This window comes from Glutamicibacter sp. AOP12-B1-11, assembly GCF_052379245.1.
GTDB lineage: Bacteria > Actinomycetota > Actinomycetes > Actinomycetales > Micrococcaceae > Glutamicibacter.
In genome coordinates, this window is sequence record NZ_JBQSYL010000050.1 from 1 (window position 1) to 14,744 (window position 14,744).

12 protein-coding genes, 1 tRNA gene and 1 pseudogene are annotated in these 14,744 nt (G+C 61.7%); 10 read left to right on the forward strand and 4 right to left on the reverse strand.

Annotated features, from left to right (window positions below):
- Nucleotides 1-312, reverse strand: a pseudogene (locus ACT3UQ_RS18895) (serine hydroxymethyltransferase); the annotation flags it as partial.
- A 152-nt stretch (nt 313-464) separates the two neighbouring features.
- Here ACT3UQ_RS18895 and ACT3UQ_RS18900 point away from each other — a divergent pair.
- The 7 genes from ACT3UQ_RS18900 to ACT3UQ_RS18930 all read left to right on the forward strand — a co-directional run bounded on the left by ACT3UQ_RS18900 (nt 465) and on the right by ACT3UQ_RS18930 (nt 8,458).
- Complete coding sequence (locus ACT3UQ_RS18900) at nt 465-1,124, forward strand: GntR family transcriptional regulator (protein WP_105552958.1); 660 nt, start codon at nt 465-467, stop codon at nt 1,122-1,124.
- Between the two features lie 385 nt (nt 1,125-1,509).
- Complete coding sequence (locus ACT3UQ_RS18905; RefSeq protein WP_105569648.1) at nt 1,510-2,304, forward strand: creatininase; 795 nt, start codon at nt 1,510-1,512, stop codon at nt 2,302-2,304.
- Between the two features lie 52 nt (nt 2,305-2,356).
- Nucleotides 2,357-4,048, forward strand: coding sequence for a BCCT family transporter (locus ACT3UQ_RS18910; RefSeq protein WP_444637713.1), 1,692 nt, complete (start codon nt 2,357-2,359; stop codon nt 4,046-4,048).
- A gap of 298 nt (nt 4,049-4,346) precedes the next feature.
- Nucleotides 4,347-5,603: an aminopeptidase P family protein gene (locus ACT3UQ_RS18915; RefSeq protein WP_444637714.1), complete on the forward strand. Its 1,257-nt coding sequence runs from the start codon at nt 4,347-4,349 to the stop codon at nt 5,601-5,603.
- Between the two features lie 185 nt (nt 5,604-5,788).
- On the forward strand, nt 5,789-7,132 hold the full coding sequence (locus ACT3UQ_RS18920) for an MFS transporter (RefSeq protein WP_444637716.1): 1,344 nt from the start codon (nt 5,789-5,791) through the stop codon (nt 7,130-7,132).
- Between the two features lie 54 nt (nt 7,133-7,186).
- A complete protein-coding gene (locus ACT3UQ_RS18925) occupies nt 7,187-8,008 on the forward strand; it encodes an IclR family transcriptional regulator (protein WP_444637718.1) in 822 nt (273 codons plus the stop codon).
- A gap of 21 nt (nt 8,009-8,029) precedes the next feature.
- Entirely contained in the window at nt 8,030-8,458 is a 429-nt protein-coding gene (locus tag ACT3UQ_RS18930) for a cupin domain-containing protein (protein ID WP_444637720.1), read from the forward strand.
- Here the strand turns inward: ACT3UQ_RS18930 and ACT3UQ_RS18935 are convergent.
- Nucleotides 8,431-9,645, reverse strand: a complete 1,215-nt coding sequence (locus ACT3UQ_RS18935) for an NAD(P)/FAD-dependent oxidoreductase (protein WP_444637722.1) — start codon at nt 9,643-9,645, stop codon at nt 8,431-8,433. The genes ACT3UQ_RS18930 and ACT3UQ_RS18935 overlap by 28 nt on opposite strands.
- Before the next feature lie 201 nt (nt 9,646-9,846).
- Nucleotides 9,847-11,730, reverse strand: a complete 1,884-nt coding sequence (locus ACT3UQ_RS18940; protein WP_096286652.1) for a BCCT family transporter — start codon at nt 11,728-11,730, stop codon at nt 9,847-9,849.
- 575 nt (nt 11,731-12,305) lie between these two features.
- Here ACT3UQ_RS18940 and ACT3UQ_RS18945 point away from each other — a divergent pair.
- The 3 genes from ACT3UQ_RS18945 to ACT3UQ_RS18955 all read left to right on the forward strand — a co-directional run bounded on the left by ACT3UQ_RS18945 (nt 12,306) and on the right by ACT3UQ_RS18955 (nt 14,520).
- The gene (locus ACT3UQ_RS18945; protein WP_096286650.1) at nt 12,306-13,502 is read left to right on the forward strand and encodes a S8 family serine peptidase; all 1,197 of its coding nucleotides are present in this window, start codon (nt 12,306-12,308) and stop codon (nt 13,500-13,502) included.
- Between the two features lie 13 nt (nt 13,503-13,515).
- Nucleotides 13,516-13,782, forward strand: a complete 267-nt coding sequence (locus ACT3UQ_RS18950) for a hypothetical protein (RefSeq protein WP_096286648.1) — start codon at nt 13,516-13,518, stop codon at nt 13,780-13,782.
- A gap of 138 nt (nt 13,783-13,920) precedes the next feature.
- On the forward strand, nt 13,921-14,520 hold the full coding sequence (locus ACT3UQ_RS18955; RefSeq protein ID WP_096286646.1) for an NADPH-dependent FMN reductase: 600 nt from the start codon (nt 13,921-13,923) through the stop codon (nt 14,518-14,520).
- Between the two features lie 98 nt (nt 14,521-14,618).
- Here ACT3UQ_RS18955 and ACT3UQ_RS18960 read toward each other — a convergent pair.
- Nucleotides 14,619-14,691 (reverse strand) — tRNA-Ala (locus ACT3UQ_RS18960).
- Nucleotides 14,692-14,744 lie beyond the last annotated feature (53 nt).

Here is a 14,744-nt window from a genome sequence, read left to right on the forward strand (position 1 = left end):
ATGCGGCTGCACGTTCGCGAATTCCGCACCGAACAGAGCCTTCAAGCGCTCAATCGCCAACGTCTCGATAACGTCAACCTCTTCGCAACCACCGTAGTAACGGCGGCCCGGGTAACCTTCGGCGTACTTGTTGGTCAGCACCGAACCCTGCGCCTGCATCACAGCCTGCGCGGTATGGTTCTCCGAAGCGATCATCTCCAGACCACGCTGCTGACGAGCGAGCTCGGCATCGATCCGCTGCGCAATCTCCGGGTCCAGGGTTCCGAGGTCCTCGGTCAGCGAATCCGCTGCGAGGGAGGTAGTTAGAGTCATTGCCCATTCCTAAATGTATGAATTGCCGACAACTGATATATCAATCTGTAATTCACTGTATGATGGGAGTCACACCCCGGTCAATGGGTTAGCTGGAATTTCTTTGACGCATAGCATTTCGGCACAACGGCGCCGGGAAATCGGAGGACACGATGACCATGACAGCTCAGCTGATTAGCGGAGGAGAGTCCATGGCCGAACGCGCTTATCTGGTGCTGCGCGATCGGCTCATCATGATGGACATCGCCCCGGGCGACCCCATCAACGAAGCCCGGCTGGTCGAAGAGCTAGGCATTGGGCGCACGCCACTGCGCGAGGCACTCAAGCGCCTCGAAGTCGACCACCTCGTGCAGTCCTACTCGCGCCGCGGAACCTTCGCCACACGCGTTGACATCACCGAACTGGCCGATATCACCGAAGTGCGCCAGGCGCTGGAGCCGTTGGCGGCGGGAAAAGCCGCCGCCCTGCACGGCGGGATCGTCCGCGCCCAAATGGAGGACACCGTCAGAGCGGTCGGCGCACTGAACTCGACCAATGCCCGCCGCGAGCTGATGGAGAACGATCTGGAGGTTCACCGGCTGATCTATCGCGCGGCCGGCAATCACCACCTCGAAGAAACCCTCATTCGACTGGACAACCTGGCCACACGCATCTGGTGCATGACCCTTGACCGATTGCCCACGGTGGATGAGCACATTTCAGAACACGCCAATTTGCTCCAGGCCATTCTGGACGGCGACGTTCATGCGGCCGAAGAACTGGCGTTGGAACACATCGTGCACTTTGAGTCGTCGGTGCGCGCGGTCCTGTAGCTCCCCCGATCCACCCCCATGCGTCGCCGAACGCTCACCCCTACGCGCGACCTCCAGCGGAATTTCCAACGCAGCCAACTTTCCCATTTCGCCGCATTCGCCCATGTTTGCCGACGGCTACCTACCTATCCAGGAGGCCAATCGGCAGCTTCCTCGCGCCCTGGCACCTAGAGACGCTCCTCGCCCGCGGCACCTCCGGGCTAGCAATCACCACGGATTCAACGTGCATCCGGTGCGCCAGATTATTTCTCACCAGGGCTTGACTGTGACCTGAGCCACTGAAATGATGCAGTGCAACAGCGTTGCGCTTACTGCAACCATACTCCGAACCAAAACAAATCCCATCCGCGGCGCTTCGGCACCCCCTTGGGGCCAGGAGATTTCCATGCACTCAGTATTCATCGAAGAGCTTGATGCCCAAACCTACGCGGAGCACTTAGCCCGCCCCGGATCCACCATTGTCATTCCAGCCGGAGCCACCGAACAGCACGGACCCCACATGCCGCTGGGCGTCGATGCACTGCTCTCACGCACCATCGCCGGCGCCGTGGCAGAAAAAACCGGAGCATTGGTCGCTCCGGCACTTTGCTACGGCTACAAATCACAGCCGCGCTCCGGCGGCGGCAACCACCGCGTGGGAACCGTCAGCCTCGGCGGCTGCACGCTCAGCCAGATGGTTGAAGATGTTGTCGGTTCGTTCATAGCCCAGGGGTTCGACAATGTTGTCGTGCTCAATGGGCATTTTGAGAACTACCAATTCATCTACGAGGGTTTGGACAATGCGGTGGCCAGGACCCGCAACGGCGGATCCGCCGCCCGAGCTATGCTGCTTTCCTACTGGGACTTCGTCGACGAAGAGACCCTGTCCAAGGTCTTTCCAGACGGTTTTCTCGGCTGGGACATAGAACATGGAGGCATCCTCGAAACGTCGCTAATGCTGCTGCTGCACCCCGAACTGGTCAGCATGGATCGCGTTGTCGACCATCCACCGGCGAAGCTCACCCCTTACGACATTTTTCCCGAAGACCCCTCCCGGACGCCGGACAGCGGCTGCCTCTCTTCGGCTAAGGGAGCAACCGCCGAGCGCGGGCGGCTGCTTTTCGAAACCGTCACGAGACAGGTGGCCGACGCCCTCGAGAACGAATTGCTGCTCGGCGGCATAAGCCTGGAGACGAAATAGTATGTCGGTGGATCATTCAACGTCCCAGGGCCGGAAAAAATCAGGCAAAGCCATGCGCCGAGGAGAGGAGGAGAGCGAACAGGTAGAGGTTCCGCGATTCATGGGCCGGCATATTCCACCCATAGATCGATTGCTGATCCGTGTAATCCCACCGGTGCTGATCCTTGCGGTGATCATCTGGGTGCTCGGCAACCCAGTGTCCGCCTCCGCAGCGATTTCCGAAATGCGTACCTTCGTGACCGGAAAATTCACCTGGCTGTTCATCTTGTACTCCGTGTTCACCGTGGTGGTTTGCATCTGGCTGTCGATGAGCCGCGTGGGCAAGATCCGCCTTGGCGGGCCGCTAGCGAAACCGCAGCACAGCAAGTTCGCCTGGTACTCGATGCTCTTCGCCTGCGGGCAGGGTATCGGGCTGATCTTCTGGTCGGTTGCCGAACCGATCATGCTGCGCGAGGAGAATCCGGTCATCCCCTCCGGTCCGAATGGCGCCCAGGAGGGAGCCATCGTCTGGACCTACTTCCACTGGGGCCTGACGGCCTGGGCGATGTATTGCGCCGTTGCAGTGTGTTTGGCTTACTCGCATCACAACCTCGGCAAGACCTTGACTTTTCGCGAGGCGACGGTTGACATCCTGCCGCGCTGGTCGCGCCGCGGGGCGGGCGTCGTTATCGAGCTGCTGGCTATTATCGCGACGGTTCTCGGCTTGGCCACCTCCTTCGGCTTTGCGGCCATGCAATTCTCCTCCGGCCTCACCTCATTCACCGGATTGAACGCCACCCCAATGATGTGGCTGATGGTCATCCTGATCTTTGCGGGCATCACCTCGATCTCCGCCATCGTCGGAATCAACAAGGGCATGGCCCGGATCAGCGGGCTCAATTCAATTTTGAGCATCGCCTTGATCGCCGCGGTACTGATCTTCGGCCCATCGCTGTTCATCATCTCAAATATGTCCCAGACCTTTGGCAGCTTCTTCACGAACTTCGCGACTATGAGCCTCTGGACCGATTCGGGGTTGGCTGCCACCACCTTGGAGAGCTGGAAGGACAGCTGGAACGGCTGGTGGACGGTCTTCATCTGGTGCTGGGTCATAGCATTCTCACCATTTGTGGCCGGCTTCATCGCCAGGATCTCGCGCGGACGAACCATTCGCGAATTTGTTCTCGGCGTGACCATCATTCCATCGCTGATCGTCATGGTCTGGGTAGCCATCCTCGGATCGGCCGCCATCTACTACGACGACCAATCCAACCGCGGCATCAGCGACGCCGTGGCCGCCGATACCTCCTCGGGCCTGTTTGCGATGCTCGATTCGGTACCGATCGTTGGAACCGTCCTGCTGGTCGTAGCCACCGTGCTGGTTGCCACCTACTACGTCACCTCGTTGGACTCCGGAATTTATGCGCTCAGCGAGTTCGTTTCGGCTCCGCACAAATCCGGCCCGGTCTTCCGTGTCGTCTTGGTGCTGTCCGTTGCTACGGTGACGACGGTGCTGTTGACCATGGGTGGAACGGCGGTGGTCGATACCGTGCAAACAGGAACGATTATCGGCGCCTTCCCCTTCTCCTTCGTGATCATCTTGATGATCATCAATTTGATCCGCCGGCTGCTCAAACGAGACAAGGCGATCAGGCAACTGGAGAAGGACATCAATAATCCGGATCCAGGTCTGGTCTTCGTCCCGGATCCAGACGGGGAGGGCGCCATCCGCAAGAAGGTGCCGCAGGACGGCGAGCAGGGCTAGTGCTGCGCAAACCACACCTCCACGAAGGCCGTGAAGCTCGAAACAATGAGCCTCACGGCCTTCATCCATTCCGCTGAAAGCATTGATCATTCCAAGTCACACCGATTCTTTTACTTGGGCCTGCAGGGTTTCCAAAATACTTCTTGACAGTGATCCGCAGCACACATAGTCTTCTTGCAACGACGTTGCGTTCATTGCAACTCGTAAACTCTTCACCGGCGATTCCCATGAATCCTCGCAATCCATCTGATTGGGCCGGCCTACCTTGACACTTCATTTCTTACAAGGAGCCAAAACCATGACCACCGCCGCAAACACCGCCACCAACGTTTCCGAGCTGGCGCGACTGAAGACCCTGCACAACGGAGCCAAGCAGCAGCTGACCTTCTCGGATGCCGAGTTCGAACGCCGCCTGGCCGGACTGCGCCAGATCATGGCGGCCAAGTCCCTGGACGCGGTCATCCTGACCAGCTACCACGGCATCAAGTACTACTCGGACTTCCTGTACACCACCTTCGGCCGCAACTACGCGCTCGTGGTGACCGCGAAGAACTCCACCACGGTGACCGCGAACATCGATGCCGGCATGCCATGGCGCACCAGCTACGGCGAGAACATCGTGTACACCGACTGGAAGCGCGACAACTTCTTCTACGGCCTGCAGGAAGCACTGAAGCGCGACGGCGTGAAGGCAAGCCGGATCGGCGTGGAAGATGACGCCCTGCCGGGGCTGACCCGCCGGCAGATCGCCGACAGCTTCAGTGGTGCCGCGCTGGTGGATGTCTCGCAGGATGCCATGCGCCAGCGCATGATCAAGTCCGCAGAGGAAATCGAAGTCATCAAGCACGGCGCGCGCATCGGCGATCTGGGCGGCGAAGCCATCAAGGCAGCCATCCGCGAGGGCATCAGCGAATACGAGGTCGCGCTGATCGGCACCGAGGCGATGGTGCACGAAATCGCCAGGACCTTCCCGCACCGCGAGGTGCGCGATACCTGGGTCTGGTTCCAGTCCGGGATCAACACCGACGGCGCACACAACTGGGCCACCACTCGCAAGCTTGAGCGCGGGGACATCCTCTCGCTGAACTGCTTCCCGATGACCTCCGGCTACTACACCGCGCTGGAGCGCACCCTGTTCCTCGGCGAGCCGGATGCCCGCAGCCTGGAATTGTGGAACGTCAACGTCGAGGTGCACAAGCGCGGACTGGAGCTCATCAAGCCCGGCGCGGTCTGCAAGGACATCGCCGCGGAACTGAACGAGATCTACATTTCCCACGGCCTGCTGCCCAACCGCACCTTCGGCTACGGCCACTCCTTCGGCGTGCTCTCGCACTACTACGGCCGCGAAGCCGGCCTGGAACTGCGCGAGGACATCGACACAGTGCTCGAGCCGGGCATGGTCGTCTCGATGGAACCGATGCTCACCGTCATGGACGGCGAGCCGGGCGCCGGAGGCTACCGCGAGCACGACATCCTGGTCATCGGCGAGGACGGTGGCGTCGAGAACATCACCAAGTTCGGCTTCGGTCCGGAGAACAACATCATCGATGCCTAAGGGCAAGCGATAACCGCGGGGCGGGGCCCGAACCCCGCCCCGCGGCTGCTTTAACCATCTGATGCGCAGCATGCACGGGCGCTGCGCCAAGTTTCGGGCTCCGAACGGCGTTCCGACACCACCTGATATCCCCGCGGCATCGCGGCCAAGCGGCCGGCGCCGCCCCCATGCAGAGGCATCTCCCCATGACCCAGAGCAACAACAACCCACCGGGCGCAGCAGCCGCACTCTCGGCCGACAACGGCCCGGCATCGGCTTCCGTCGACCCGCAGACCCGCCGCAAGGTGGTCGCCGCCAGCTTCATCGGAAATTTCGTGGAGTGGTTCGACTACGCGGCCTACGGATATCTCGCCGTGACCATTGCCGCGGTATTCTTCCCCGAATCGGCTCCCCAAACGGCATTGCTGCTGACCTTCGGGCTGTTCGCGATCTCATTTTTGGTCCGCCCGCTGGGCGGCTTCGTCTGGGGCCACATCGGTGACCGCGTGGGGCGCCGCGAGGCACTGAGCTGGTCGATCCTGCTGATGTCCGGAGCGACCTTCGCCATCGCGCTGCTGCCGGGCTACGCCAGCATCGGCATCGGCGCACCTTTGCTGCTGCTCGCTCTTCGCCTGGTGCAAGGCTTCTCCGCCTCCGGGGAGTACGCCGGGGCCTCGGCGTTCCTGGTCGAATACGCGCCAGCCAATCGCCGCGGCCTGTATGCCGCGGTGGTGCCGGCAAGCACCGCGGCGGGCCTGCTGCTCGGCTCGCTGATGGCGGCCCTGCTCACCGGGCTTCTGGACCCGGCGCAGATGCAGAGCTGGGGCTGGCGCATCCCGTTCCTGCTCGCCGCGCCGATGGGCCTCATCGGTCGCTACATCCGCACCAAGCTCGAGGACTCCCCCGTCTTCCGGGAACTTTCCAAGGAGGAGAATACCTCCAAGACTCCGGTGTCATCGCTCTTCCGGAACCATTGGCGCCAGCTTCTCCAGGCCTCCGGAGCGGTGTTGCTCAACGCCGTGGGCTTCTACGTGATCCTCAGCTACATGCCCACCTACCTGTCCGAAGAGCTGGGCTTGGACCGCACCTCGGCCTATATCGCGACGACGGTGGCCCTGACCACGTACATCGGATTCATCTTCCTCACCGGCTTGCTCTCGGACCGCTTCGGCAGACGCCGGGTGCTGATCACCGCATCGGTGCTGTTCGTGCTGTTCACCGTTCCCGCCTTCATGATGCTGGAGTCCGGCAACTTCGCCATGATCCTGCTGGTCCAGGTCCTGCTCGGCGCCATGCTGACGCTGAACGATGGAACCCTGCCCAGCTTCCTGGCCGAGATGTTCCCGACCCGCGTGCGCTACTCGGGATTCGCCGTCTCCTTCAACCTCTCCAATGCCCTCTTCGGCGGCACCGCGCCCTTCGTCGCAACTCTGCTCATCGCCTCCTCGGGCAGCGTCCTTGCCCCGGGCTGGTATCTGATGGGCGCTGCGGTGGTCTCGCTGATTGCCGTGGCGCTCTCCGTCGAAACGAGCAAGAAGCCGCTGGCTTAGCTTTTTGGCCAGCTAGGATTAGCTGAATTACCCGAACGTACAGGTTGAGGAAACATGACTGCATTCGAGAACGAAGGACCGGGCGCACCACAGGTCGACGACGAGCGGACTCCCGAGGTCCGCGGCGCATCGGTGATCGTCAACGTGATTGATGTTTTGCGCTGCTTCACCGTCGAGCGGCAGCTGGTTGGCGTGACGGAGATTGCGGCGGAAGTTGGTCTGCATAAATCCAGCGTGTCCCGAATTCTTGCCGCACTGGTTCAGGAACGCATCGTGGAACGCGACGAGCCCACCCGGAAATTCCGCCTGGGATTGGGATTGATCGCCATCGCCGGCCCGCTTCTGGCGAATCTCGACGTGCGCCAGACGGCATATCTGCCCTTGAAGGAACTCGCTGAGAGCGTCCGGGAAACCGCGGTGCTCAACATCTGGGATGGCCACGAATCGGTGTCGGTGGAGCAGATCCCCTCCTCGCGGCCGGTCAAGCACACCTCTGCGATGGGCAGCCGCTACAACACCGCCTTGAGCGCTACGGTTCAGCTGTTTCTGGCCTATGAGACTCCGGATAGCACCCGGGAGCTCTTGGAGAACGGCGGCATCCTCTTGCAAGGCGATCTTTCGGCGGAACAATTCCTTGATCGCATCAGCGTCGCACGAAACCGGGGCTATGCGGTGAACTACGGCGAAACTTCACCAGAGGAAGTCGGTGTGGCGGCCCCGATATTCAATCATCGCGGCGAGGTGGTCGCCAGCGTCTTGATCGCGGCACCGTTCTTCCGGATCACGCCCGAAATTCTGGACGAACTGATCACCGCGTGCGTAGGCACGGCACGCCAAATCAGCCAGCGCATGGGATATACCCGCCAGCTGGCCTAGCGCTACCGTCACGGAGGAAAGATGCTGGAAAAACGCGACTCCGATGGCTTCGGCTACCGGCTCCACGAGGGCAGCGAAATGCTGATGCACCACCATTTCGGCGGGCACACCGGGTTGCCGGTTGCCATTCAAACCTGGGTGATCCCGCCCGGCGGCTTCGAGGGACGCCACCGGCACGACCAGGGCGAGCAACTGATCGAGTTCTACCAGGTACTGGAAGGGACCGGCCGCATGCGCGTGGGCGCAAGAACCTATGAGCTGAGCTCCGGAGACTCGGTGCTCGCCGGGCCCGCCGAGCTGCACGACCTGACGAACACCGGGAGCGCGGAGCTGCGGGTGCTGGTGGTGTGGGGCCCGCCGGGCAGCGTCGACCTCACGCCCTACGGGTCGCACCGCCGCGCGGAGCAACTGCGCGGCGCGGCTCAGAGCTCGCCCAGCTCCACCGACTGATCGGTGAGCCGCTCCGGAGCGATGCTCCGTCCAAGCAACCCGCGCAAGGTCTCGTTCACATCCCAGATGTTCACATTCATCGCCGCGGTGAGCTTTCCGCCATCCAGCCAGAAGACGATGAACTCCCCCGATTCGGTGTCCCCGCGCACCACCGTGGTGTCCTCCGGGGCCGCATAGCCGACGTACTCCATGCCCAGATCGAACTGGTCGGTGAAGAAGTATGGGGCCCAATCGTAGTTTGCCTCTTGCCCGGTCAGCGTCGCGGCGGCGAGCTTGCCCTGGCGGATGGCGTTATCCCAGTGCTCCACGCGCAGCGCCCGGCGCAGGGAGCTGTTGAAAGCCTGCGCGATGTCTCCGATGGCGAGGATCTTGTGATCCGAGCTGCGCAGCGCGGCATCGACGATCACCCCGCGATCGGTCTCCAACCCCGCCTGCTGCGCCAATTCGATATTCGGGACCGCGCCGATGGCCAGAAGCACCACGTCGGCGCGGCTGGTTCCGGCGCTGCTGACTACCTCGAGGCGTCCGTCGGTTTCCTGTATCGACTCGACCTGGGTGCCGGTGCGCACGTCCACCCCGTTGCGCTGATGCAGCTCCAGCAGGTGATGTCCGAAGCGGTCGCCGAAGACCTTGCCCAGCGGGACCTCGTCCGGGGAGTACACGGTGACCCGCGCCCCGCGGTGCCGGGCGCTCGCGGCGGCCTCCATGCCGATCCAGCCCGAGCCGATCACCGCCAGCTGGGTGTCTTCGGCCAGCGATTCACGCAGTGCATGTGCCTGTTTCACGGTGCGCAGCACGTGCACGCCGGGCAGGTCATGGCCTTCGAAGGGATGCGCGCCGCCGAGGTTCGGACGGGCGCCGGTGGCCAAGACCAATTGGCCGTACGGGACGCTGCTGCCATCGGCGAGGGCCAGCGTCTGTGCTTTCCGGTCAATTTCCTCGACCCGCACCCCGAGCCGCAGTTCCACCTCATTGTCCGCATACCACTGCGCGGTATTAACCGTGAAGTCCTCGAGCTTCTCCTGGCCCTGGAGGTAGCCCTTGGACAGGGGCGGCCGCTCATAGGGCAGTTCCTGCTCCTCGCCGATCAGGGTGATCGCCCCGGTGTGCCCCAAGCTGCGCAGTTCCTTCACGGCGCTGGCCGCGGCAAGACCCGCACCAACGATGACGATTGATTCCTGGCTCATCGAACACCCCTTAACTTCTGCCGGCGGCAAGCATGTTGCCGCCGGCAGTTGATTAGTGCTTGTCTCTTCGATCCTCACACTTCCATGACCCGCTTGGCAAGGTTTGCGCCGTTCAGCTACCGGTAACGAAAAAGCTGGCGAACCGACCGCAAGATGCGGTCGGCTCGCCAGCCGACGTTCAAAGCCTACCGAAAGGCGTTGCTACTGCTCGGTTCCCCTTTTATGCTGGGCCTTTCCGCTACCTTCATCGCGTCGGCCGAAAACGCCGCGCGAGCGCGTCACCCGGTAGTCGATGCGGTCATCGACGTAACGGCGCAGTTCCGGCTGGTCATCCAGGGCGCCCCACAGCTCGTCGGAGACATGTTCGGTGACCTTTTCGAGCCGAAGCTTCGCCTCGATGACTTCCAGGGCCTTGCTCTCGTGGCGCAGGCCCTTGAGCGTGGCCACCGCCATCAGGATCAAGATAACGCTGAACGGCAGCGCCGTGGCCAGCGAGCCCGCCTGGAGCGTTTGAAGTCCGCCGGCCATCAGCAGTGCAGCGGCCAGCACGCCTTCGAGCACGGCCCAGAGAACTCTGGACCAGGTCGGTGGATTCGGGTGTCCGCCGGAGGCGAGCATATCCACGACGAGCGAGCCGGAGTCCGAGGAGGTAATGAAGAAGATCGCGACCAGGATGATCGCCACTACCGAGAGGATCGATCCCAGCGGCAGGTCCCCGAGGATCTGGAACAGTGACCCCTCGGCGGAAACCGCACCGTCCTGGACCATATCCCCGGCGCCGAAGAACTGGCGGAATATTCCCGAGCCGCCCATCACCGAGAACCAGAGGAACCCGACGATGGTCGGTACCAGCAGCACGCCGGTGATGAACTGGCGCACGGTGCGCCCGCGCGAGATGCGGGCGATGAAGATGCCGACGAACGGCGCCCAAGCGATCCACCAGCCCCAGTAGAAGACAGTCCAGCTGGAGAACCAGGTTTGCGCTGCTTCGCCCTGCTGGAATGCTCCTACGTCGAAGGTCATGTTCATCAAGTTGGCCAGATACACGCCGATGGACTGCACGAAGTTCTGGAACAGGAACAAGGTTGGTCCCAGCAGCAGCACGCTGATCATCAGCAGGCCCGCCATGGACAGGTTGATATTCGAGAGCCACTTAATGCCGGCGCCCAGGCCACTGACCACGCTCATCGTGGCCAGGAAGGTGATGATGACGATGAGGATGACCAGCAGCGTGTTGTCCACCGAGTCGACCAGGCCGATGGCCTCCATGCCCGAGCTGATCTGCTGCACGCCAAGGCCCAGCGAGGTAGCCACGCCGAAGACCGTGCCGAAGATGGCCAGCACGTCGATCACGTCGCCCAACCAGCCCTTGACGCGATCGCCAAGGATCGGCTCCAGCGCCCAGCGAATGGAGACCGGACGGCCGCGGCGGTGGATTGCGTAGGCCAGGGCCAGGCCGATCACGGCGTAGATGGCCCACGGGTGCAGGCCCCAGTGGATGAAGGTCTGCGCCATGGCAAGGCCTGCCAGCTCCGCTTCGGTGCCTTCCCATCCGGGCTTCGGGTCAACCGTGGCATAGATCAGCGGTTCACCGACGCCGTAGAACACCAGGCCGATGCCCATGCCGGCGGCGAAGAGCATCGCGAACCAGCTGAACAAGCCGAATTCCGGTTTCTCCCCGTCATTGCCCAGCGTGATCCGCCCGAGCTTGGAGAAGCCGATCACGATCACCAGGGCCACGAAGCCGCCGACGATCAGCATGTAGTACCAACCCAGGTTCGTCACGATCCAGTTCTGGACCCCTTTGAACACCGTATCCGCCGCGTTGGGCAGGAAAATGGCGAAAAGCGCCACGGCCACGATCACGATCAATGACGGCCAGAAGACCGCTGGCGCGATTCCGCCCTTGCCCAAACGCACGCCTTGGCGGCGGAGCTTAGCGGTGATCTGTTCGTCGGTGTCGTTTTCGGCAATGTGCATATGCACCGGAATCGGCGCGGTATGCGGTGAGTCCGAAACAGTCTCGTCCACCCCGAGTCCATCCGGATTCTCGGGAGGTTCGACCTCGTCTATATTTCGCGTCATCGTAAGTTGTCCTTTGCTGCGAGTATTGCCCTATGGTTTAACACCCTTATGCGTCGCGGACTAAGATACAAGTGGAACCGGGAAAATTAGTCCCATTATCCCTGTGGGTTCGGCGCCTTGTGCATCAGCTTTGCTCTGCGTGACACGCACAGGCGAAAAATATTCGAAATCTCGTTCGGTTGACCATTGATTCGACCTTGACTAGTGCGTTTGTCGAGACTAAAAACAAATTTAGCGAAGAACCCGCGCTGCCGTAGCCGCAGATTTCCACGGATTCCCGGCGCTTGATCCGCAAATCCAGACGTCAAGTAATTGAGAGAAAATTCATCTCTTCTGTGCGGCACGATTCTGGGCGAAATATTCATTCATCTCCGACTCGACCGATATCAGAGCGCAATCCACTGGATCTTCTGGCAGTTTTAACCCCGCAGTGCGCAGGCCGAAAAGTTTCATGCCAAATCGTGGTGACGCGCACACCAAGAGCTGTACAGTGCTAAGTACCCACAGCTTCGGCAGCGGATGAATTCACCTAGCGGCGCGGAGCTGGAAGCTGACTTGTTCTGAAGGAGTCGACCATGTTCACCCCAGAGGTTCCCTTTCTCCGTTCCAGCGCTACCCCTATTCCTGGTCGCTACGTGCTGGTCTTCGATTCGGCCGAACAAACCGAGAGCGCAAGCGTTGGACTCCGCGCGCTTTCCGAGGATGTCCCGCAGATTCTCGAGTCCGAAGGCTACGGCTTGACCGAATACTTCCCGCGGCTGGGCATTGCCGTGGTCAGCAGCGCCGCCGAGCATCTCGACGAGTTCCAGGCACGTTGCGCCAGCCGGCGGATGCCAACCCGCGTGGTCCCCGAGATGGTCTATTACGCCTTGTCGGCAGAGCCCGCCGCGCAGCCCTCCGATTCTTTCAACGACACCGACCAAGCGACCTGGGGCCTGCAGGCGGTAGCCGCGGTCGACTCCAAATTCACCGGCGCCGGCGTCAAGGTGGCGGTGCTGGACACCGGCTTTGATTTGGCCCACCCCGACTTTGCCGGACGCACGGTGGTGTCCAAGTCCTTCGTCGAGGGTGAGGACGCCCAAGATGGCCACGGACATGGCACCCATTGCATCGGTTCCTCCTGCGGGCCGCGCACCCTGGCTGACGGACGCGGCTACGGCGTGGCCTCCGGGGCGGATATCTACGCGGGCAAGGTGCTTGGCGCCGACGGCTCCGGGTCTGACGCAACCATCCTGGCCGGTATCGACTGGGCCTTGGAAAATGAATGCCAGGTGATCTCCATGTCGTTGGGGGCCGATGTGCCGCAGGTGCACCCGCCCTATGTGACCGCCGGACGCCGGGCGCTGGAACTCGGTTCGCTGATCATCGCCGCGGCGGGCAATAACGCCCAACGCTCGCAGGGGAACGCAGGGTTCGTCGGCGCACCGGCCAACAGCCCCTACGTAATGGCGGTCGGCGCGCTGGATAACACGCTGGACATAGCCGACTTCTCCGCTCGCACGCTGCCGGGCCGTGGCGGCCAGGTGGATATTTGCGGTCCGGGGGTAGCGGTCTATTCCTCGTGGCCGGGGGCCGAACGGTACAACACCATCAGCGGCACCTCCATGGCTACCCCGCATGTGGCCGGCATCGCGGCGTTGCTTGCCGAGGCCACCGGCTTCCGGGCGCGGGAGTTGTGGGCGGAGCTCGTGCAGGAAGCCCAGCGGTTGGAGCTGTTCTCCGTGGATGTTGGATCAGGCCTCACCCAAGCTCCGCCACCGGCCGAAGCTTAGGGGCGCGGAGATCATGAGCGAATCATCCGATGATCGGGTAGCCTCCTCGCACACCTATGTCGTGACCGTGACGGCGACCTATACCGCTCGGATCGATCAGGTGGTCAGTTCGCTGGAAGCCTCCGGGCTGCGGATCAACAAGGTACTTGGCACACTGGGCCAGGTGATCGGTCACGGCAACGAGGAACTGCGTGCCCAGCTGCAGCAAGTCGAAGGCGTGCAGTCGGTGGATGATGAAAAAGTTTATCGGCTGCCCAATCCGAAAGATCCCCTGCAGTAGTCGCTGACCTGAGGCGCAATAGAATGACGCAGGCTCTCGGCGTGCGTCATTCTATTGCGCCGCAAGGAAATGATGCCCGGCGAATTTCTTCTTCGAAAATCTCTAGACGGATGCCGGCGACGGTGGTGAACTGGGGACATGAGACAGTACAGCATCGGCTATTTTGTCGGTTCGCTAGCCACGAATTCCATCAACCGCACGTTGTCCAAGGCCCTGATCAAACTGGCCCCGGAAAATCTGAAATTCACCGAAATCCCGATCAAGGATCTGCCGCTCTACAGCTACGATTACGACGAGGATTACCCTTCCGTCGGTACCGAACTCAAACGGGCCATCGAAGCTTCGGACGGGTTGTTGTTCATCTCCCCCGAATACAATCGCTCGATTCCCGGTGCGCTGAAAAATGCGATCGATTGGGGTTCACGGCCATGGGGCACCAACTCGTTCGCCCGCAAGCCCAGCGGACTTGTCGGAGCCTCAATGGGTGCCATCGGCACCGCGGTGATGCAGTCCTCGATGCGCGGCGTGCTCAGCTTCCTCGACTCCCCGCAGCTGAACTCCCCCGAGGTCTATCTGGCGTTCAATCAGGAAGACTTCGACGCCGAGGGCAATGTGCTCAATCATTCGACGGCCGACTTCCTGAAGCACTACATGGGTGAGTATGCAGCTTTTGTCGCCCGCGTGCTGGATGCCAGCGCCGAGGGCCATATCGGCGACCCGAGCCCGCAGCACGGCTAGACGCCCGGCGCGTCCCGGAATTCGGCAAAGGGCCGCAGAAGCTTAAGCGAAAAAATCCCGGTATCACTTTTTGCAAGTGATACCGGGATTTTAATCTGTGGAGGTAAGGGGATTCGAACCCCTGACCTTCTGCATGCCATGCAGACGCGCTACCAACTGCGCCATACCCCCAGATGAAGGTTTAGTTCTTACGATCTTTTGGACCTCCGAACCGAGATATAACT

Excerpts from the sequence above, each read along its gene's own strand:
- ACT3UQ_RS18900 (WP_105552958.1), top strand. The coding sequence starts at position 465 with ATGACCATGACAGCTCAGCTGATTAGCGGAGGAGAGTCCATGGCCGAA.
- ACT3UQ_RS18905 (WP_105569648.1), top strand. The coding sequence starts at position 1,510 with ATGCACTCAGTATTCATCGAAGAGCTTGATGCCCAAACCTACGCGGAG.
- ACT3UQ_RS18910 (WP_444637713.1), top strand. The coding sequence starts at position 2,357 with ATGCGCCGAGGAGAGGAGGAGAGCGAACAGGTAGAGGTTCCGCGATTC.
- ACT3UQ_RS18915 (WP_444637714.1), top strand. The coding sequence starts at position 4,347 with ATGACCACCGCCGCAAACACCGCCACCAACGTTTCCGAGCTGGCGCGA.
- ACT3UQ_RS18920 (WP_444637716.1), top strand. The coding sequence starts at position 5,789 with ATGACCCAGAGCAACAACAACCCACCGGGCGCAGCAGCCGCACTCTCG.
- ACT3UQ_RS18925 (WP_444637718.1), top strand. The coding sequence starts at position 7,187 with ATGACTGCATTCGAGAACGAAGGACCGGGCGCACCACAGGTCGACGAC.
- ACT3UQ_RS18930 (WP_444637720.1), top strand. The coding sequence starts at position 8,030 with ATGCTGGAAAAACGCGACTCCGATGGCTTCGGCTACCGGCTCCACGAG.
- ACT3UQ_RS18935 (WP_444637722.1), bottom strand. The coding sequence starts at position 9,645 with ATGAGCCAGGAATCAATCGTCATCGTTGGTGCGGGTCTTGCCGCGGCC.
- ACT3UQ_RS18940 (WP_096286652.1), bottom strand. The coding sequence starts at position 11,730 with ATGACGCGAAATATAGACGAGGTCGAACCTCCCGAGAATCCGGATGGA.
- ACT3UQ_RS18945 (WP_096286650.1), top strand. The coding sequence starts at position 12,306 with ATGTTCACCCCAGAGGTTCCCTTTCTCCGTTCCAGCGCTACCCCTATT.
- ACT3UQ_RS18950 (WP_096286648.1), top strand. The coding sequence starts at position 13,516 with ATGAGCGAATCATCCGATGATCGGGTAGCCTCCTCGCACACCTATGTC.
- ACT3UQ_RS18955 (WP_096286646.1), top strand. The coding sequence starts at position 13,921 with ATGAGACAGTACAGCATCGGCTATTTTGTCGGTTCGCTAGCCACGAAT.